Here is a 19,667-nt window from a genome sequence, read left to right as displayed (position 1 = left end):
GATACTCAGCCCTTGTAAGGCATTCTTTTAGAAGATTGGCGGCAGGCTGCGTGGATTCACGGAGGATTGTCACAAAAATTCGGTGCTTGCCACCCGGCGCGAGTGAGTCATGGTGCCCTCGCGCTCGCCGCCCTGGCATATTCAAGGCATGGAGGGTCATCAGGTGAATTAGAATTCAGTGGTGATTTGAAACCCGGTTCGCGGGAACAGTCGAAGAAGAGACAGAGATAGTTCGGGCCACTGATTGAAAATGAGCAAGATGTATGTGGGCAATCTGCCCTTCTCCGCCGGCGAAGATGAGCTGCGCGAAGCCTTCGGCCAATTCGGCCCTGTTTCCGAGGTCAGCCTCGTGATGGATCGTGAAACCGGCCGCCCTCGTGGCTTCGCTTTCGTGACCATGGGCAGCAAGGAAGGCATGGAAGCCGCGATCCGCGGTCTCGATGGCAAGGATTTCGGCGGCCGTAACCTGACCGTGAACGAAGCCCGCCCCCGTGAAGAACGTCCGTCCTACGGTGGCGGCGGCGGTGGTGGTGGCGACCGCCGTGGCGGTGGTGGCGGCGGCTACGGTGGTGGCGGCGGCGGCGGTGATCGCCGTGGCGGTGGCGGCGGCGGTGGTGGCGGCAAGGGCGGCTACGGCGGCGGCGGTGGCGGCGGCGGTGGTGGCAAGCGCTGGTAAGCCTTGCTGCTAGCTCGCCAAGCTAGACCTCGATTTCAGAAGCGGACTTCCTCACGGGAGTCCGCTTTTTCTTTGCTCTTGGCAGTAGAAGGGTCCGGTCCGGCGTGGCTAAAATCCGGGGATCCCCCGGGGACTACTTTTACTCCAGTCCGGTATGAAGGCCTTCATACCGGACTGGAGTAAAAGTAGCCCTGGGATCCCCGCCCTCCCGGCTCCCGGTGTTTCCATCGGTCCATCGGGACACGAAAAAGCCGCTCCTCGTGGAGCGGCTTTCAGAGAGTGGCAACCCGTAGGGGAATCGAACCCCTATTGCCAGAATGAAAATCTGGAGTCCTAACCGTTAGACGAACGGGTCTTGCTATCGTGCCGTGTGCGGCGGGCGGAAAATTAGGCGCGGGGGATGCCTTGGCAAGAAAAAAGGGGCATCAATTATGCGCCTGTCGCATTCATACCATCATTGGCATGCAAGGATGCTGGCCCGCTTGCCGCTTGCCAGCGGGCTTCCGCCACCTACCCTGCCCGCCCTGTCCGACATATTTCCGAACGATTCTTGCTCATGAACACCGCCATCCTCTCCCAAGCCGCCACCCAGGCCCGCGGCCTCGCCATGGACGCCGTCCACGCCTGCAATTCCGGTCACCTCGGCCTGCCCTTGGGCTGTGCGGAAGTCGGCGCGGTGCTCTATGGTGGTGGCGGCCTGCGCTACTTCCCGGACGCCCCGAAGTGGCTCAACCGCGACCGCTTCATCCTCTCGGCCGGCCACGGCTCGATGTTCCTCTACAGCTGGCTGCACCTTTCCGGCTACGCGCTGCCGCTCGATGAGCTGAAGCGCTTCCGCCAGCTCGGCTCGCACACGCCGGGTCACCCGGAGTCCTTCGAGACCGTCGGCGTGGAAGCCACCACCGGCCCGCTCGGCCAAGGCGTCGGCAATGCCGTCGGCTTCGCCCTCTCCGGCAAGCGTGCCGCGGCCAAGTTCAACACCGCGGACCACGTGATCTTCGACCAGCACGTCTTCGCCCTGCTTGGCGATGGCTGCCTTCAGGAAGGCGTGGCCAAGGAGTCGATCGCTTTCGCCGGCCACTTCGGCCTCGATAACCTGATCCTCATTTACGATTCGAACGACGTCACGCTCGACGCCATGGCGGTCAAGACCCAGGACGAGGACGCGGAGGCTTACTTCAAGTCCCAGCGCTGGGACGCCGTCACCATCGACGGCCACGATCTGGCTGCGATCTCCGCGGCGATCACCAAGGCCAAGTCCGACAAGAACGGCCGCCCGAAGGTGATCATCGCAAAGACCCTGATCGGCAAGGGCATCCCGCAGGTGGCGGGCACCGCCAGCGCCCACGGCGAAGGCGGCGCGAAGTTCATCGATGAAGCACGCGCGGGTCTCGGCCTGCCGGCCGACGAGCACTTTTACGTTTCCACCGATGTCTATGCTCACTTCGCGGAGGTGAAGGCCGAGTCCAAGAAGACCTTCGATGCGTGGCAGGAGACCTACAATGCCTGGGCCGCCGCGAATCCGGAACTGGCCGCCGAGCTGAATGCCGGCGTGGCCAAGTCGGTGCCGAGCGACCTCTCCGCCAAGATCCCGGCCTTCGCCGGGGACTACAAGGACGCGACCCGCGGCGCGGGTGGCGTGGTGGTGCAGGCGCTGGCCAAGGCGGTGCCGCAATTCATCACCGGCTCGGCCGACCTCTACGGCTCGACCAAGAACTACATCAAGGACGGCGGCGACTTCTCCACCGAGAACCCCGGCGGCCGGAACATCTGGTTCGGCATCCGCGAGCACGCCATGGGCGCCATCTGCAACGGCATCGCCTACGACGGCATCTTCCGTCCGAGCGGTGCGACCTTCCTGGTCTTCGCCGACTACGTCCGGCCCTCGATCCGCCTTGCCGCGCTCTCGAAGCTGCCGGTCACTTACATCTTCACCCACGACTCCGTGGGCGTCGGTGAAGACGGCCCGACCCACCAGCCGGTGGAAACCGTCAGCGGCCTGCGCGTGATCCCGAATCTCGATGTGATCCGCCCGGCCGATGCCGAGGAAACCGCCGGCGCCTTCGTCGCCGCGATGCTCCGCACCGATGGCCCGACCCTGCTCAGCCTGACCCGCCAGACGGTGCCGCTGATGAACGAGCTGTCCGTCGACGAGCGCCGCGATGGCGTGCTGCGCGGTGCCTACGTCGCCAAGAAGGAGACCGGCGATCTCAAGCTGATCCTGATGGGCACCGGCTCCGAGCTTCAGCACTGCATCGCCGCTGCCGCCGAACTCGGCGATGGTGTCCGCGTCGTCTCCGTGCCCTGCTTCGAGCGCTTCGACCGCCAGGGCGGCGACTACAAGGAAAGCGTGCTACCGAAGGCTTGCACCAAGCGCATCGCCATCGAAGCCGGCGTCTCCGGCCTGTGGTGGAAATACGTCGGCCTCGACGGCAAGGTCCTCGCCATCGACCGCTTCGGCATCAGCGCCCCGGGCAACACCGTCATGACGGAACTCGGCATGACCAAGGAGCACGTCGTAGAGGCTGCCAAGGCGCTCTAACAACGGGCCTGCACTGATTTTCAGAAGCGCGCTCTCCGGAAAGGGGGGGCGCGCTTTTTGTTGGAGCAAGATCGGTGCGCTACTAACAGCGCCAGTGTTCCATGAGAGGGCCTTTTGCGCCATACACCGGATCGAGGTCCGGCAGCGGCACCTTTTCGATGCGTCCTCGGGCTGCGTCGAGATTGGCTTCGCCGGCGCGGATGAGGTCGGGCTTGTCGCCACGGGGGTAGGCTCCCACTACTTGGAAGTCCTCCGTTGCGGTAAGGCTCATGTGGCCGAGACCGGCGGGGAGGATGAGGACATCGCCGGTGCTTACTTGGAATTCCCGGCCCTTTTCGCCTCCGAGGATCAGGGTGGCAGAGCCCTTGGAGACGCCGAGGACCTCGTGGTTCGTGCTGTGGTAATGGTGGTAGGGATAGACGTGCCAGCGCCAGGTGCTTCCCCAGCCGTGGGCGGTGAAGCGCTTCTCGAACCACTCGGCGGGGTTGTCCGCCTCGGCGGCTTCCGTGTGCCGCAAGACGATCAGAGGGAGGGTGGCGTTATTGGGCGTGCGGCCATCGTCGGCGAAGAAGTGCGTTTCGATTTGAGGGGAGCGGGACATGGGAAGAGCGGATCAATCGGTTAAGCAAAGCATGGATTGTGCGTGAGGAAAGCAGGCCGGCATGATTAAGGAGCGCGTCGCCCCCCGGACAAGGCGATCTAACAGAGCGGTCGGATTTTCAGAAGCGCGCTCTGCGGGAGAAGGGAGCGCTTTTTTGGGCTCTTCGTCAGATTTGCTGAAGCTCTTCGAGGAGGCTCCCGATGCGGATCGATGCCCCCCTTTGCGGCGCAGCCGCTTTGGAGTGCGGCGGGCATCGCCGCTTTCCTGCGCTGCGTGCCGGGGAACGCCGTCACGAATCCATCCCTTCGTTTCCCCCCTTTGCAATGCCGTCAACCGTTCCGTCGCGGGGCGGAGTAGAGGCGAATTCAATGCGGCGATCTCCATTCCAGATCGCCCCAAAGCGGCGATACCCGCCGCACTCCAAAGCGGCTGCGCCGCCCTCTTGGGCAGACGTATCGCGATCCATCAGCAAACCTGACGGGGAGCGCTTTTATCCATCCCTTCGTTTTCCCCCTTTGCAATGCAGGCAACCGTTCCGTCGCGGGGCGGCGCAGAGGCGAATTCAATGCGGCGACCTCCATTCCAGATCGCCCCAAAGCGGCGATGCCCGCCGCACTCCAAAGCGGCTGCGCCGCCCTCTTGGGCAGACGTATCGCGATCCATCAGCAAACCTGACGGGGAGCGCTTTATCCATCCCTTCGTTTCCCCCCTTTGCAATGCCGTCAACCGTTCCGTCGCGGGGCGGCGCAGAGGCGAATTCAATGCGGCGACCTCCATTCCAGATCGCCCCAAAGCGGCGATGCCCGCCGCACTCCAAAGCGGCTGCGCCGCCCTTTTGGGCAGACGTATCGCGATCCATCAGCAAACCTGACGGGGAACGCTTTTTTGTTGGGGCAAGGTTAGGGCGCGGGCGCATGAAGAAACGCCCGCGCCTTGCTCTATGATTCCGATCTAGTCTTCCAAGCGGTAGAAGGCCTTCGAAGAGGTTCCGCCGGGCAGCGGGGCCGGATCGACGAAGGTGTCGGTTGTCCCGGTCGCCTGATGGGTGTCCACCACCGTGGGGAAGGTGCTCAAATCCGTGCCCCGGACAAGGTTGTAGGTCTTGTCGGCAACCAGGCCGCTCACCATTACTTCGACTTTCGTCACCACTCCCGAGCCGTCCTTGGTGAGGACGATGTTCGTAATCCTGGTGTTCTGGGCGGGAGATCCGGGATCAAGCGGATCGGTGCCGTTGGCCACCTCGATATCGTCGTTGATGCCATCGCCATCGGTGTCGGCCAGGTTGGGATCGGTCCCGTATTGGAACTCCTGGAGATTGCTCAAGCCGTCCGTGTCGGCACTGGTGGCGGCGTCGGCATTGCTGTCCGGATCGAGGCCGTTTGCCAGTTCCCAATCGTCGGGGATGCTGTCCGCATCCAAGTCGAAGTGGACCAGACGGGCCGTGAAATTGTCGAAGTGGATGTTCCGGATCGTGGTGGGGCCGGCCAGGATTTTAACGGCATCCGCAATCACGCGCACCTTCCGGGTCCCCACCGGCGGATATCCGGCGTGACGGCCGTGTGCCCACTGTGCGCCGGAGTTTGCGGTGCGGAAAACCGTGCTGCGGCCCAGGTTCAATCCCGAGCCATCGAGGAACTCGAGGGTGACCAGACCATCGTCCGCGGTGTCGTTATCCCGCCAGTCGAAGTCGAGCAGGAAGGTTCTCGTGCCCGCGTCGATTTCCGTCGCGAGGGAGGAGACGTCGATCTCCTGCTTCATGCTCATGTTCGCGTCGATACCTTCCGGGAAGGCTGTTGGTTCGACATCGGGTGAAGGAGCGCGGCGATCGGCGGAGGCAAACTGGAAACCCTCCTTCGGCCCTGTGGGATTGTTCCCATCCGCAAAGTCGAATCCGGTGAGCACGTAGAAGTCGTTCTCCGCGACCGACCAGCCCGGCACGGTGCCGCTGGAGACCGCGGCGGCGGTGCCGACGGTCGGGGTCACCGGTTCTTCGAAGCTTCCATTCACCAGGGTGACTCCGGTTCCCGGCATGACGCCCGAGTTCGGGTCGGAGCCGTAGCGCACCTCCGTGTTGTCGTCGAATCCGTCGAAATCGCTGTCGGTGTTCTTCGGGTCGGTGGGGCCGAAGCCGGTGGAGACGCCGTTGTTGTTGGTTCCCGCGACTTCCGGGCCGTCCTTCAGGCCATCGCCATCCATATCGGGATTGGTCGGGTCGGTCTGGGCGAACGCATCGCCCGCAGCGTATTCGGCGGTATCGGTCCGGCCGTCGCCGTCGAAGTCCGTGGTCGCGGGGGCGTTGTTCGGGCCGGCGATGTCGTCATAGCCATCGACCGCGTCCAAGGGGTCGAAGGCGATGATCTGATCTTCGTAGAAGTCCGGCAGGCCGTCACTGTCGGCGTCAGCCGCGACCACCGTGAGCGTTCCGCCGGAATCCACGAAGTTGGAGCCCAGCCCGGTGAGATCGATCCCGGTGTAGGTTCCGGCGGGGACGATCGTTCCGTTCGCCACCAGGTTTCCCAACTTGAAGGTCAGGGCTTGGTCGACATTGAGGGACGCGGTGCCCTGGAGCGTGAGCGAATTGGTGAAAGTATGGTCGGTCCCGAAGTCGAGGCGGATCGGTGCCTGCACCGTCAAGGCACCGGTATAGTCGCCGACCCCGGTGATCGAGATCGTTCCACCTGCGGAAAGTTCGGGCTTTAGCAAGAGATCGCCGCTTCCGGCCAGCGTGCCGTCGATGGTGAGGGTGGTGACCCCGTTGATGTCGATGAGCGAGCCGGTTCCGCTGACGACGAGCTGGGTGAGGTCGAGGGTTCCGGCGTGCGGACCGGTGTTTGGCGCGTGGGACAAGCGGCCACCGTCGAGAACGAGGTTCCCGTTGAGCGTGGAAATTGCGCCGTTCTGATTCTTCAAGAGTGCACGGGTGCCGGCGGAGACCGTCAGGGAATCTCCCCCGAAAGTGGAAGCGGTACCGGTGGCGGAAATGCGGACCGTATTGCTCGTCACACCGGTGGCCGTCACGTAGTCATTGCCAGCGGTGGGAGCGGCGGCGGGGTCTCCCCACATGGCGGCGTTCCAGTCGATATTGCCGACGGTTTGGATGATCGTTTCACCGCTTGCCATCGTCAACGAGGCGCAGAGGAGAAGTCCTGCGGGGAAGAGGGTTCCCGGCCTTGGGTAGGTCATTTTACTCATAGATTTCGGGGTTGGATTTCGGGAAGATCCGCCCGGAGCATGAATGGTCCGGCGGGGAGAACTCCCTTAGTCCGAGAGGCGTTTCCGCGCGCCCGGACCCGACAGGGAATTTTTCCCAATGATGCGAAATTGCGTCATGGCAAGGCTTGGGGCCATGCACCGCGCTCCGGGATCGCGTGAGAAAATACCCCGCTTCGGACGAGCGTCATGCGAAAGTTGAAATCTCAACGCTTTTTGAAAGCAGGGGCCACACGCGAGACTCCCTCTTATCCCGTTTTAAAGATGGCGTGACCCAGGCGCATGTCGTGGCTGCGGCCGAGACGCTCTAACAGATCGGCTGACTTTCAGAGGCGCGCTTTGGGGAAGAGGGCGGCTTTCTTGGGCTCTCCGTCAGATTTGCTGACCGGTCCGGGGAAAGGCATTCAACCGCAGATGAACGGGATGAACGCAGATGAAGAGGATAGGGACCAAGCAGTGGTGTTTTCAGGCAAGGGTAAAATCCGGGTCGGCGAGAAGTTTGTTTAGTATGGTGATCATTTTGCGCATGACGGCGGTGAGCGCGACTTTGGCGGGCTTGCCGGCTTGTAGGAGACGTTGGTAAAAGGCTTTCAGGACGGTGTTGGAGTGCGAGGCCGACACCGCCGCCATGTAGAGGACCTTGCGCACCGCCCCCCTGCCGGCTTGGATCTTGCGCTTGCCGCAGGTGGTGCCGCTGTCCTTGGGATGAGGGACGACGCCCGCGAGACAGGCCACGGTCTTGTCGGGCAAGATGCCGAGTTCGGGGAGGTAGGCCAGCAGGGTGTGGGCGAGGACGGGACCTGCCCCCTTGAGCTGGCGGAGCCGTGCGGACTTGGCGGCAAGCACGGGCGAGGCCGCGACGTGGGCGGCGATACCGGCATCGGCCTGGTCGAGCAGGCGCTGTGTCGCGCGGCGCAGCTTGGTGAGGGTTTTGCGAAGGAAGCCCTCGGCGAGCTCGAGGCGGTTGCCGGTATCGGTGATGAGGTCGACGAGGACGCGCCGTGCTTCGAGCATCTGGCGCAGCACGACGGCCGCGGGATCGGGAGCCACCAGGGCCGGGGGCCGGTGAGTGTCGGCGTAGCTTGCGATGAGGCGGGCATCGATGCGGTCGGTCTTGGCGAGGATGCCTCCGGAGAGCGCGAAATAGCGGACGCGGGCGGGCATGACGACCGATACGGGGATCCCGCGTTGGAGGGCGGTGGCGGCCAACAGCTTCTGGTAGCCCGCGGTGGACTCGCAGACGAGGTGGGGAGCTTCCACGCCGGCGATGGCGGTGAAGAGGTCGTCCAGCCCGCGGGCGGAATTGGCGACCTGCAGGTGGGCTTGGCCGGGGATGTGGACGTCGAGGCGTGCCTTTGACACGTCGATGCCGATGTGGGTAGGTGTATTGCGGTTCATGTCTCAATCTTGCGATGCGGGTTCAAAGACCCATTCAGTGGTTCGAGCATTGAACCGGGAGCGGAAACGAACGGCCATGAGCTCGGTCACGGACTCGAAGGTCCTGGATGGATTCGGCCTGGACGTTTCCGCCGCGGGCGGGGGAGGCCACCCCCGCCCGCGTTCTCCCGGGGCGGCCGCAATGGGATCACACGAGATGGTCCCTGGCGATCCGCCGCGGGTGGCTTCCTCCGACGAGCTTCGTTCCGGCCCATTCTCGGAAGCCACCCGCGGCGGATCCGGGGTCAATAGCGGCATTTCCAAACATACAGGATGGATGGGATTGAGATGCGGCGGAAGTTTATCCATCCCGGCCCCAAAGAACCCCGGCAGCGGCTTGATGACTGGCAGGCCACGTCCTTTCGGTCGTGCAATCGGGAGGCATTTGGTAGGGTTCCCCAGATCCGGAATTCATCATGACCGCAAGCTCCCTCAATACCGGAAGACGCCGGCTTTCTGCTGTGGTGGCTTCATCGTTTGTTGTCCTAACAACGCTGGGATTCGGGCAGGCACCTCTACCGGCGGGAGAGCCGGCCTCCCGGAAGCATGCGGAGGAAATCCAAGGAGGAAGATCCCGCCCGGGTGGAGCGGCGTGCACGATCTCCTTCATCAACAACACGCCGGACCCGGTGAGGATCTACTGGGTGGATGATGACGGGAACCGCGATGCGAGGCCAGGGGCCGGTGAGCCACTTCTGCCGGGAAAGGCGATGGGCCTGGGAACCACGGCGGGCGCGGCCTTTGTCGTCACGGATCTGGCAGGCAACGGGCTTGAGTTTCACCATGCGGACGAGAAGGGCTACCGGGTCGAGATTGGCCGCCCGCGAATCGACTTCGCGATGCCCGCTAGAAACTACAGCGAGGTCACCTGTGGCCAATGGAAGATGTCCATCGAGCAATCGCTCGTGGAAAAGGATCCCGCGGTGGCCGGGAAGGCTTCAAGGAGGTTGGCCGCCAATCTGGATAAGATCCTCGAGATGCTGCCGGCTCACTCGCGCGGAGTGATCAAGGCTACGAAACTTTTCATCATGCACGGGAAGCAGGGACCCGCTGGCGGGCTGGACAGTGGTCTCGAATACTTCGCCGACAAGCAGCCGGAGCTCGTGCGCTCACTGGATCCGAAATGGAACCACGCGATGGTGATCTATTCCGCCGGGAACTACACCGGCCTGAGCGACTTCTGGGCCATGAAGGCGCCGCTGCATGAGATGGCTCACAGCTACCATGCCAGCAAGTGGCCGCAAGATCAGCCGGACATCGAGGGGGCCTGGCGGAATGCGGTGGCGAAGGCGCGCTACCGGAAGCTGCGCGACTCGGAGTCCGGGGGGATGCTTGAGGCGGCCTATGCGATCACGAATGGACCGGAGTATTTCGCGGAGCTCAGCACCTGCTACTTCTTCCGGATCAACTATCGCCCGGAGGATCGTGCGGGTTTGAAAGCCTACGATCCCGAGGGCTATGAGATGATCCGGAAGCTGTGGGATCTAACAGATCCATGACGGGATGGAGGACGGGGCCGGATGCGGCCCCCCCGGGCCAGGCCGCGGGATTTCCGTTGAGTCCCGCGCCGCGTTGCCCGACAAGGCGCGCCTGAATGTTTTCCCAGCTCTTCCAGAAAAAGCGCGGTACGTGGAGGGATGATGCCCTCGCGGGTCTTACCACCGCGCTGGCGCTCGTGCCCGGTTCCATCGCGTTCGCCTTCGTCGCAGGCGTGCCACCGATCTCGGGACTGTATGCCGGGTTCATCGTCTGCCTGATCACTGCCGCGCTGGGCGGGCGGCCGGGGATGATTTCCTCCGCCGCCGGCTCGCTTGCCGTCGTGATGGTCGCGCTGGTGGCGGAAGGCGACCGCCGCGGCGGTGCCGGTGCGGGCTTCGAATACCTGCTGCTGGCCGTGCTATTGATGGGCGCCTTGCAAATCGTCATCGGCTTGCTGAAGCTTGGGCGGCTGGTCCGGCTGGTACCGCATCCGGTGATGATGGGCTTCGTCAATGGCCTCGCCATCGTGGTCTTCCTGTCCCAGCTCAAGATGTTCCGCGAACGCGAGGGCGCTGTGGTCGGTGATTGGCTGCAAGGATCCGCGCTCGGCGTGATGCTCGGCCTGGTCGCGCTGACGATGGCCATCGTTTACCTGTTGCCGCGGCTTACAAAGAAGGTGCCGTCCTCGTTGGTCGCGATCATCGTCGTCAGCCTGATCGCGGCCTTCGGCTTGACGACCCAGACCGTCGGCGATCTTTCCAGCGTGCAAGGGTCACTGCCGACTCCTCATCTGCCCGCGGTGCCGTGGACTTGGGAAACCTTCCGCTTCGTGGCTCCCTATGCCGTCGTCCTCGCGCTGGTCGGCTTGATCGAGACGCTGATGACCTTGCAGCTGATCGACGAACTCACGGAGAGCCGCGGCAAGGGCAACCGCGAATGCCTCGCGCTGGGTGCTGCCAATCTCGTCGCCGGAGCTTTCAAGGGCATGGGCGGCTGCGCGCTGGTCGGCGAGAGCTTGATCAACATCGGCTCCGGTGGCCGCGGCCGGATGTCCGGCGTGATTGCCGCGCTGGCGCTGCTCGCCTTCATCCTCGTCGGCGCGCCCTTGATCGATCGCATTCCGATCGCCGCGCTGACCGGCGTGATGTTCGTGGTGGTGATCGCCACCTTCGAGTGGAGCAGCTTCAAGACGATCGGCAAGGTGCCGCACAGCGACGTGCTGGTCATCGTGGCCGTCACCGCGGTCACCGTTTGGCAGGACCTCGCGGTGGCGGTCATCAGCGGTGTGATCCTGTCCGCGCTCGTCTTCGCGTGGAAGAGCGCCAAGCACGTCCGCCTCGCCGTGCTGTCCGAGGATGCCGGCACACGGGTCTATCGGGTCGAGGGTCTGCTCTACTTCGGCTCGGTGCACGACTTCGCGGAGAAATTCCAGCCCGCTGCCGATCCCGCGCGGGTGGTGCTGGATTTCCACGAAGCCCGCGTCTGCGACCTCTCCGGCCTGGAGGCGCTGCAAGCGCTGGCCAGCCGTTATCGCAAGGCCGGCAAGACGCTCGAGGTCCGCCACCTCTCACCCGATTGCGGTCGCATGCTCGCCCGCGCCGGCGACCTGATCCAAGTCACCGTGGCGGAAGATGATCCGCAATACCTCGTCGCGCGGTTGCCGTTGCGGGGCGGAGCACCGTGATGGGCACCGGCTCCGGTCGCAGGATGAAGAAGGTGTGCTGGCGAGGGCTAGCACCAAGCGCATCGCCATCGAAGCCGGCGTCTCCGGTCCCTGGCGGAAATATGCCGGCCTCGACGGCAAAGTCCTCGCCATCGACCGCGTCGGGCAACGCGGTCATGAAGGAACTCGGCATGACCAAGGCGCTCTGACAGAGCGGCTGATTTTCGCCAGCGCGCTCTCCGGAAGGGGAGCGTGCATTTTTTGGTGCAAGAGCGGGGCGCTGGCTGCCATCGGGTTCCCGATGAAGCGCGCTTGCAACATGCCCATTTTACCGGAGTTGGGGACATCGATTGCAAGTCCTAGTCCGTCTGTATCCTGGCGGAGAGCCCAGATAGGAATTCCAGCTTGAGGGAGCAAAGGAGTTATTCCAAGCTCGGGATACTCCCATGTCTCTCCCCCTTCTTCCCGAGCAGAAATCGGTTGCCCCGATGTCTCCTGTCCAGCTGAATCCGAAACCACCGCTAGATGCGGAGCAATGTTTCCTGAGTGAGTTCGATTTTCCGGGGTTGCGATGGTGCACGAGGAAGTCCGGAGCGGAATACTGGTTGGGCGGCATTTCATTCCTTTGGGCGGTCGTGGTGCTGTGGCTCGGCGATCAAGTGGGTGCGAATGCCTTGTCGATCGTCTTCAAGGCTACGGCGACGACTTCAAAGGGATTGGATGTCTCCGCAACCTTGCCTATCGTTTACGGCCATTTGGCCACAGCAAACGCGGGACCCTTCTATCTCTTCGTGGGCCCGGTATTGATTATTCTGGCGTTTCGCTTTCACCGGGCGGCGGGTCGCGCCTTTGCGAAATTGCATGAAAGGGGAGTGCTCAAAGTGAATGGTGGGGAGCCTTGGGAGGAGACGATTGCCCGCCGAAACCGCCGCGCGGGAAGTTCCTGCTACGTCTTTTTTTTGGTTCTACTTTTGATTTGTCCGGCCGTGCAATTCGCGAGCCTATCCCGGAGCGCCCAAGGTCTCCCCGAGCTGAGCTTGAAGGACGGTTTGGTGACGGTCGAAAACGTACGTCACTTAAGGGACACCGGCTTTATCCAATCGCCTAACCACGACCTGTGGGTGGGGGACTTCAACCGCGCCGAGCCCGCCGCAAAGCTCTTCGTAATGGAACAGCACGACGTCGTAGCACCTCTGGAACTAGCTCTGGCAGCCGAGTTGGAGAGACGAGACCGGACGATCGCTGCGATGGATAAGGTGTGTGATTTTAAGCAAGGCGTTCCTTCCAAGGTGCGCTTCGCAGATGCCATCCGCTTTCCCAAGATACTCCACCTGGAGGCAATCAACGTTTGGCCTCACGCGAAAAGTGGCTTCTTGATCCAAGGTCGTGGAAGCGCGGATCAGGTCCAGCGAGACAGGTACTTGCGTTGGTTTAAGGTTTTCGTGCTTCTTGATCAGGTGCGGGTTGCGGCATTTTTCGCGTTTATGGGGTGGCTAGTGGTCAAGTTCGGTTTTTACCTTGGTCAACTCTACGTCATGTTGCCGGGCAAGGAGCGTGCCCAGGGGGCTCTCAGGCTCGAACCTTGGCTTCACGACAGCCACGGAAAATTCGGAATGGGCGAGCTTTTCCTGCCCTACAATCTGCTGGTGCTCATTGTGGCGGTGGGCTCGTCGGCTTTGGCGCTGAATCTGCCGGACGGAGCTAGCCTCGACTCGCTAACCAAGGCAACCGGCGCGGGATCCGGGAGCACTCGCACGGCGCACATCATCGTCATCTTTTTGTCTATTGGCATGGTCTTGGCAGGCCCGCTTTGTCTCTATCCAAGAAAACTGGCGCAATGGGCCGAGTCTGCATCGCTGAGGCACCTCCGCCAGCGACAAGCCAATGCTTCAAGAAAGGAAAAGAACTCCATCTTCAAAGAAGAAGCCGAGATCCTCGGGCAGACTACTTGGCCAAAAGGAGATAACTATTTCAGAATCACAATCCTTCTGGTCTTTGCCATTCTCCTGCTTCCGTTGGGATCAGCCTATGATTTCGTGCCGTCCGCTGTATCTCGGTACTCTCGGACTCCTCAATATTTGAGGGCTGAATGCAAGAGGTTCGCTGCCTATTTCTACGATCTTGATCTCACCGGAGCAACTTCGGTAAAGTGAAAGGGACAGGATAAGTTGTAATAATGCTGACCTGAAGCCGGGTAGGCTCGAACCGGACGATCGAAGACGGCTCGATGCCGCTCATAACGAAGCTCCACCGAATCGTACTTCCCGGTCTCGCCGCTCTTCCCGGAAACAGTCAGACCCGCACGCCGCGCGCGGTCCCAAGGCGGGACGAATGCCCCATCGACCTCCTGCTCGCCGATGGCTTGCCATTCCTTGCCGTCGGTGCTGGAGGAGAAGCGAAGCAGGTGACCTTCGCGGACGGTCATGCGCAGTTGCAGCTTGTCGCCCGCGATAAGGGGGCGGGGGCGTCGCCTTTCTCGATTTTCCAGAGAATGGGGCCTGAGTCCTCGACGCGGAGAGTGAGTGCGCTCGTGCGCGCGTCCGCTGCGGTCGAGGGATCGAAGCGTTTCCGGATGGATCGGGCCTTCAGCCCTTGTGGGGTGGGGGTGGCTTTGCCTGGGCCTTGCGGCCCAGGCTGGTATAGGGCGCGCCTTTGGCGCTGATGAACGATAGATGGCGCTGATGGATGATGGAAGAAGCCGGCGCGTTGCTCAGCTCATCTCCGGAATTGGGGCTCAGTCCCTACGGCCATGGCCGTCTGGCCGGGAGTGACAGCCATGGCGGAAGCAAAGCGTGACAGTCCGAGCAGGGCTTGGCGCTTGATCGAGTCCATCAGGGAGACGAACAGGGCATAGCCCTCGTTCTTGTATTCGATCAGCGGATCCTTCTGGCCTTGGGCGCGGAGGTAGACGCCTTCGCGCAGTTCGTCCATGTCACTGAGATGCTCTTGCCAGAGCCCGTCCACGGCGGAGATGACGATCAGGCGTTCATCCCGATCGACGAGTTCCGCGGGCAAGGCGGACATGCGGCGGTCGTAGGCGTCCTTGACGCTGGCCGCGATACTCCCGGCGATTTTATCGATCCGGATCCCGTCGAGTTCTTCCCCGCTGAGTTCGACATGGAGGCGGTGGCGGATCCAATCCAGCAAGGGCTCATGATCGGGTTGCTGCGGGTCGCATTCGGAAAGATGTTCCTGCACGCGGGCGCCGACGCTGTCCTCGATGATCTCGTGGACCAGGCGACGCATGTCGCCGGTGGCGAGAACGTCATTGCGGAAGCTGTAAACGATCTCGCGCTGGAGGTTCATCACGTCGTCGAAGTCGAGGACGCGCTTGCGGCTCTTGTAATCCCGCTGCTCGACCTGGAGCTGGGCGGTTTCGACCAGGCTGCCCAAGGACGATCCGCCGCGCTTGCCTGCCTGCTCGATCAAGGCCGCCATCCGGGCGGGCTCTGCGTGGTTCCGCATCAAGTCGTCTTCGAGCGAGATGAAGAACTGCGCCCCTCCGGGATCACCCTGGCGGGAGCAACGGCCGCGCAACTGCCGGTCCACGCGGCGGGATGCGTGGCGCTCGGTGCCGATGATCAGCAAGCCGCCCAGTTCCACGACGCCTTCGCCGAGTTTGATGTCGGTGCCGCGGCCGGCCATGTTGGTGGACACGGTCACCGCACCCCGCTGTCCGGCGCGGGCGACGATGCCGGCCTCTTCCTGATGGAGTTTCGCGTTCAGCACCGTGTGGGGAATTTTCGCCCGCTTCAACATGCGCGAAACGGTTTCCGAGGCCTCCACGGAAGCGGTGCCGACCAGCACCGGTTGGCCGGCGGTGTGGGCGGTTTCGATCCGGGCGACGAGCGCGTTGTACTTCTCGCGGCGCGTCTTGAAGATCTGGTCGCTTTCGTCGATCCGGAGGTTCGGGGCGTTGGTCGGGATCGGCAGGACGTCGAGCTTATAGATATCATGGAACTCGGCGGCTTCGGTCGAGGCGGTACCGGTCATGCCGGCGAGCTTCTCGTAAAGCCGGAAGTAGTTCTGGATGGTGATGGTCGCGTAGGTCCGGTTCTCCTTCTCGATCTTGACCTGCTCCTTGGCCTCGACGGCCTGGTGAAGCCCGTCGGACCAGCGGCGGCCTTCCATTTCGCGACCGGTGCTTTCGTCGACGATGCTGATCTTGCCGTCCCTCACGACGTAGTGAACGTCCTTCTCGTAGAGGCAGTGGGCCTTGAGCAACTGGGAAATGGCATGGACCTTCAAGGCTTGCTCCTCCCGGCGCTGCATCACGGCCGCGATGGCGAGCTCCTTCTTTTCCGGATCGAGATCACGATTCGAGCGGATGGCGTCGAGGATGGCTCCCGCATCGGGAAGGGTGAAGGAATCCGGATCGTCGGGATCGAGGAAGCGGCGGCCGTTCTCCATGAGATCGGCGTCGCGGGTCTTTTCATCGACGGCGAAGAACAGCTCCTCCTTCAGCTTGTGGAGGTCCTTCCGGAACATCTGGCGATGGAAGGTGAGCTCGGTGGCCTCCAGAAGGCGCCGCCACTCCGGATGCTCCATCAGGCGCAGGAACTGGCGGTTCCGCGGCTGGCCGAGTTTCAGCTTCAGCAAAAGCAGGGCGGCCTCCTTGGTCTTGCCCGTCTCCAGCAGCAGCTTCGCCTCGGCGGCGATCCGGTTGCAGAGTTCCGTCTGGCGCTTCACCAGCTTCTCGACGGCACGGTTGTGGAACTCAAAGGGCTTCGCCGATTCCGGCGAAGGACCGGTGATGATCAGCGGCGTGCGGGCATCGTCGATCAGCACCGAATCCACTTCGTCGATGACCGCGAAGTGGTGACCGCGCTGGACCTGCTCGTCCTTGGTCGAGGCCATGCCATTGTCGCGCAGGTAGTCGAAGCCGAACTCGGAATTGGTGCCGTAGGTGATGTCGCAGGCGTAGGCCTGGCGGCGTTGGTGCGGTGGCAGTTGGTTGAAGATGCAGCCGACGCTGAGGCCGAGGGAGCGGAAGAGCGCGCCCATCCAGTCCGCGTCGCGCCGGGCGAGGTAGTCGTTGACCGTCACGACATGCACGCCGAGTCCGGTCAGGGCATTGAGGAAGATCGGCAAGGTGGCCACGAGGGTCTTGCCCTCGCCGGTTTGCATTTCGGCGATCATGCCGCGGTGGATGGCGACGCCGCCCAGCAACTGGACATCGAAGTGTACCATGTTCCAGCGCAACGGTTGGCCATCGAGGGGGATCTCACTGCCGCACAGGCGCCGCGCCGCATTCTTCACGACGGCATAGGCTTCTGGCAGGATCCGGTCCAAATATTTGCCGCGGGGTTTCTGGAACTGTTCCTCCACCGCTTGAAAGGCAGCCCTGGCGCTCTCGATCGATGACGTCACCGGCGCCACGGTCGAGGGCAGCGACGGAAACTCGCGTGCCAGAAGCGCCAGGCGAGCGCGAATCGAAGCCGCCACCGACTCAAGCGCGGGCTGGTCCATCTGCTCGAGCTGGACCTTGGTCGGGGCATCGAGTGGATGGTAGCGGGCGAGGTGCTCGCGCCAGGTGCGGGTGAGTTCGAGAAGCTTCGCGGCAGGTTCGCGCTGCAGCTGTTCCTCGATCTCGTTGATGCGGGCGACCGTGGGGCGATGGCGGTGGAGCTCGCGCTCGTTCTTGCCACCCAGGATCTTCGGGAAGAGCCACTTGATCATCGGACAAGGGAGGTTTGGATTGCGAAAGAGGTCCGGCGGGTCGCAGCCGGGGCGGAAGTCAGCAAGGGAATCGTTCGAAAAGAGGTCATGGGATCACATGGGGATGCAATGGCTCCCGGCTGCCTTTCCTGAAGGCAAAGCTCGGGAAGATGGTGCCGGCCCTGGAGCAAGGCACGGTCACGGGGATGAATGGAAGCTGCGCGATCCACGCGGGGATCAGCGGCAGGATGGGAACAATGGTGCCGGTGCGCACCCGCCCTTCAGGGCAAGTCACGGGAGCCGGACTGCACTCAAGCCTCCAAGGGCGGGGCTCTTCCCTGAATCCTCCCCCCGCGAACCTCCTCCATCGGGTGTTCGCGGGATACCTCAATGCCAAGAGGATGCGACGGAGCTCCTTGGAGTCCGCTAAAGCCGCAGGCGAACGGCAGCAGCCCGGTGAACGGGTGGGGCTGGACGACGGGAGCCGGAAGATCGTTGGACTGATGGGTCAGGCCGATGCCTTTTCCCAGATCCTCCTTTGCCGCATCCGAATGGTCGGGAGCAAAGGCATTCCATCCCAAACAAACCGCCAGCGCCATGATCCAGAGGATCCATGTGCTGGGAGCAAGTTTGTCCTCGCGGGCAGTCATTGGGAGAGAGATGGCAGGCCACGCTTCCGCGTGCGGCAACCGGTCGCAGGCTCGGACCGTCCCGCGATTTGTCAAACGATTGTGTTCAAGGCTGTTGGTAGCGAAGCTCGACCGAGTCGAACTTCCCGGTATCGCCAGCCTTGCCCGCGACGGTCAGGCCGGCCCGGGGGGCGCGGTCCCATGGCGGGACGAAAGCGCCATCGACCTCCTGCTCGCCGATGGCTTTCCAGTCCTTGCCGTCGGTGCTGGAGGAAAAGCGGAAGAGGTGACCCTCGCGCACGGTCATGCGCAGTTGCAGCTTGTCGCCCTCGGGAAGGGGAGCGGTGGTGAGTTGCTTGGTCTCGCCTTTCTCCACCTTCCACAGGACGAGACCCGCGTCCTCGATGCGGAGGCCCAGCGCGCTCTTCGAGTCGCCATAGACGCCGATGCCCTCTTGCGCCGGTCCGCTGCGGTCGATGCTCGCGGTGAACGTGTAATCACCCAGTTTCACGCGGGTGCCCAGGAAGGTGCCAGCCGGACTCGCCGCGGGAGAATCCGAGACGCCGAGGTGCAACACGCCATCCGCGACCCGGATCGCGGGCGGGCGTTGAAGATCCCATTGCCATGATGGTGCGAGCTTGGGGCTATCGAAGCCCTCCACGAAATCCGTGCGAGCTGCTTGCGGCTTGCCGAAGGGTGAGGCTGCTCCGGCGCTCGGCGTCGGACCGCCGGCGAAGATCGGCCAGCCGTTCTCCTGCCAGACCACTTCACCGAGCAGGCCCTGGCGGCCGGTGTAGACGTTCTCCTTCTCGTTGTAGGCGTGGTAGAGGAAGAAGCTGCGCTTGTCCGGGAGGTCGACCAGGGTGCCGTGGCCGGGGCAAATCCACCCGTCGCCGCCGGCGAGGATCGGATTGACGGGAGAAGGCTCCCAGGGGCCCTTCAGGTTCTTGGCGCGGGCCACCTCGACCTGATAGTCGCAGCCCCTGCCGCAGCAGCCCTTCGAGGAGTGGAAGAGATAGTACCAATCGCCGCGGCGGGTCATGACCTGGCCCTCGGCGGAGATCGGCTTGCCATCCGCTTGCAATAGCTCGAAGGCCTCGCCCTTCAGCTTGAGGAGGTCGTCGGTCATCTCGCTGGCCAGCAGTGAAACGGGGCGATCCTTTTCGAGACCATAGGCTTTCCAGGAGAAGTAGAACTTGCCGTCAGTGTCCTGGAAGACGAAGCCATCGATGGCTTCCGAGCCCCACTCGCAGATGATGCCGCGGTCGGTGAAGCCTTTTCGTGGATCGTCGGACGTGGCGACTCCGATCACCGAGACATTGTCCGATTTCCGGCGGGCGGTGTAGTAAACGTAGAAGGTGCCCTTGTAATGGAAGATCTCGGGTGCCCAGAAGCTGCCGGACGTCCACTCCGGTTTTTTATCGAAGACGTGTCCGATTTGCTCCCAGTTGACGAGGTCCTTCGAGGTGTAGAGAGGATAGTAAGGCGCCCATTCGGAAGAGGTGCCCGTCGCGTAATAGGTATCGCCGACGAGGATGATGCTCGGGTCGCAGAAATCCCCGGCGATCACCGGATTCCGGTAGGTGGCGGCGGGCGGCTCTTGGCCTTCGGACTTCAATGCTCCTCCGCAAAGGGCGAGGCTGGCAAAGGTGACGGCAGGGAGCCATGACCACGTTTTTCCGGAGAACTCGAAGGCAGACATTTTCAAGCGGGAAGTCATGGCTTTAGGAGGACCCTATCGTGCCCGAAAAAGCAAGGAAGCGGTTGCGGTT

Annotated in this window: 10 protein-coding genes and 1 tRNA gene; 5 read left to right on the top strand and 6 right to left on the bottom strand. The window is 62.9% G+C overall.

Going from position 1 to position 19,667, the window contains the following annotated elements:
* Nucleotides 1-250: 250 nt before the first annotated feature.
* The gene (locus ABWK72_RS15170) at nucleotides 251-676 is read left to right on the top strand and encodes an RNA recognition motif domain-containing protein (protein ID WP_367875348.1); all 426 of its coding nucleotides are present in this window, start codon (nucleotides 251-253) and stop codon (nucleotides 674-676) included.
* A 280-nt stretch (nucleotides 677-956) separates the two neighbouring features.
* On the opposite strand, the gene ABWK72_RS15165 is transcribed toward ABWK72_RS15170, so the two are convergent.
* Nucleotides 957-1,031 (bottom strand) — tRNA-Glu (locus ABWK72_RS15165).
* A gap of 201 nt (nucleotides 1,032-1,232) precedes the next feature.
* On the opposite strand from ABWK72_RS15165, the gene tkt reads away from it, so the two are divergent.
* Nucleotides 1,233-3,218, top strand: a complete 1,986-nt coding sequence (gene tkt, locus ABWK72_RS15160; protein ID WP_367870413.1) for a transketolase — start codon at nucleotides 1,233-1,235, stop codon at nucleotides 3,216-3,218.
* 82 nt (nucleotides 3,219-3,300) lie between these two features.
* On the opposite strand, the gene ABWK72_RS15155 is transcribed toward tkt, so the two are convergent.
* From ABWK72_RS15155 to ABWK72_RS15145, 3 genes are all read right to left on the bottom strand, one after another.
* Nucleotides 3,301-3,819, bottom strand: coding sequence for a cupin domain-containing protein (locus ABWK72_RS15155; RefSeq protein ID WP_367870412.1), 519 nt, complete (start codon nucleotides 3,817-3,819; stop codon nucleotides 3,301-3,303).
* A 951-nt stretch (nucleotides 3,820-4,770) separates the two neighbouring features.
* Nucleotides 4,771-7,002, bottom strand: coding sequence for a hypothetical protein (locus ABWK72_RS15150; RefSeq protein WP_367870411.1), 2,232 nt, complete (start codon nucleotides 7,000-7,002; stop codon nucleotides 4,771-4,773).
* Between the two features lie 492 nt (nucleotides 7,003-7,494).
* Nucleotides 7,495-8,427 carry an IS110 family transposase gene (locus ABWK72_RS15145; protein ID WP_367870410.1) on the bottom strand — a complete coding sequence of 311 codons (933 nt, stop codon included), beginning with the start codon at nucleotides 8,425-8,427 and terminating at the stop codon, nucleotides 7,495-7,497.
* A 455-nt stretch (nucleotides 8,428-8,882) separates the two neighbouring features.
* Between ABWK72_RS15145 and ABWK72_RS15140 the strand changes: the two genes are divergently transcribed.
* From ABWK72_RS15140 to ABWK72_RS15130, 3 genes are all read left to right on the top strand, one after another.
* Nucleotides 8,883-9,965, top strand: coding sequence for a hypothetical protein (locus ABWK72_RS15140; RefSeq protein ID WP_367870409.1), 1,083 nt, complete (start codon nucleotides 8,883-8,885; stop codon nucleotides 9,963-9,965).
* Nucleotides 9,966-10,060: 95 nt separating this feature from the next.
* Nucleotides 10,061-11,629 (top strand): SulP family inorganic anion transporter, encoded by a 1,569-nt coding sequence (locus ABWK72_RS15135; protein WP_367870408.1) that lies wholly within the window; start codon nucleotides 10,061-10,063, stop codon nucleotides 11,627-11,629.
* Nucleotides 11,630-12,054: 425 nt separating this feature from the next.
* Nucleotides 12,055-13,761 carry a hypothetical protein gene (locus tag ABWK72_RS15130; RefSeq protein ID WP_367870407.1) on the top strand — a complete coding sequence of 569 codons (1,707 nt, stop codon included), beginning with the start codon at nucleotides 12,055-12,057 and terminating at the stop codon, nucleotides 13,759-13,761.
* A gap of 562 nt (nucleotides 13,762-14,323) precedes the next feature.
* Here the strand turns inward: ABWK72_RS15130 and secA are convergent.
* Both secA and ABWK72_RS15120 read right to left on the bottom strand, forming a co-directional pair.
* A complete protein-coding gene (gene secA / locus ABWK72_RS15125) occupies nucleotides 14,324-17,287 on the bottom strand; it encodes a preprotein translocase subunit SecA (RefSeq protein ID WP_367870406.1) in 2,964 nt (987 codons plus the stop codon).
* A 714-nt stretch (nucleotides 17,288-18,001) separates the two neighbouring features.
* Entirely contained in the window at nucleotides 18,002-19,615 is a 1,614-nt protein-coding gene (locus ABWK72_RS15120; protein WP_367870405.1) for a family 43 glycosylhydrolase, read from the bottom strand.
* Between the last annotated feature and the right edge of the window lie 52 nt (nucleotides 19,616-19,667).

The sequence above is a fragment of the Luteolibacter sp. Populi genome (genome assembly GCF_040801775.1).
GTDB lineage: Bacteria > Verrucomicrobiota > Verrucomicrobiia > Verrucomicrobiales > Akkermansiaceae > Haloferula.
This window is presented reverse-complemented; position numbering and strand designations above follow the sequence as displayed.

What these genes read in the sequence shown, in the direction of transcription:
- ABWK72_RS15170 (WP_367875348.1), top strand. Translation starts at nt 251, where the DNA reads ATGAGCAAGATGTATGTGGGCAATCTGCCCTTCTCCGCCGGCGAAGAT.
- tkt (WP_367870413.1), top strand. Translation starts at nt 1,233, where the DNA reads ATGAACACCGCCATCCTCTCCCAAGCCGCCACCCAGGCCCGCGGCCTC.
- ABWK72_RS15155 (WP_367870412.1), bottom strand. Translation starts at nt 3,819, where the DNA reads ATGTCCCGCTCCCCTCAAATCGAAACGCACTTCTTCGCCGACGATGGC.
- ABWK72_RS15150 (WP_367870411.1), bottom strand. Translation starts at nt 7,002, where the DNA reads ATGACCTACCCAAGGCCGGGAACCCTCTTCCCCGCAGGACTTCTCCTC.
- ABWK72_RS15145 (WP_367870410.1), bottom strand. Translation starts at nt 8,427, where the DNA reads ATGAACCGCAATACACCTACCCACATCGGCATCGACGTGTCAAAGGCA.
- ABWK72_RS15140 (WP_367870409.1), top strand. Translation starts at nt 8,883, where the DNA reads ATGACCGCAAGCTCCCTCAATACCGGAAGACGCCGGCTTTCTGCTGTG.
- ABWK72_RS15135 (WP_367870408.1), top strand. Translation starts at nt 10,061, where the DNA reads ATGTTTTCCCAGCTCTTCCAGAAAAAGCGCGGTACGTGGAGGGATGAT.
- ABWK72_RS15130 (WP_367870407.1), top strand. Translation starts at nt 12,055, where the DNA reads ATGTCTCTCCCCCTTCTTCCCGAGCAGAAATCGGTTGCCCCGATGTCT.
- secA (WP_367870406.1), bottom strand. Translation starts at nt 17,287, where the DNA reads ATGATCAAGTGGCTCTTCCCGAAGATCCTGGGTGGCAAGAACGAGCGC.
- ABWK72_RS15120 (WP_367870405.1), bottom strand. Translation starts at nt 19,615, where the DNA reads ATGACTTCCCGCTTGAAAATGTCTGCCTTCGAGTTCTCCGGAAAAACG.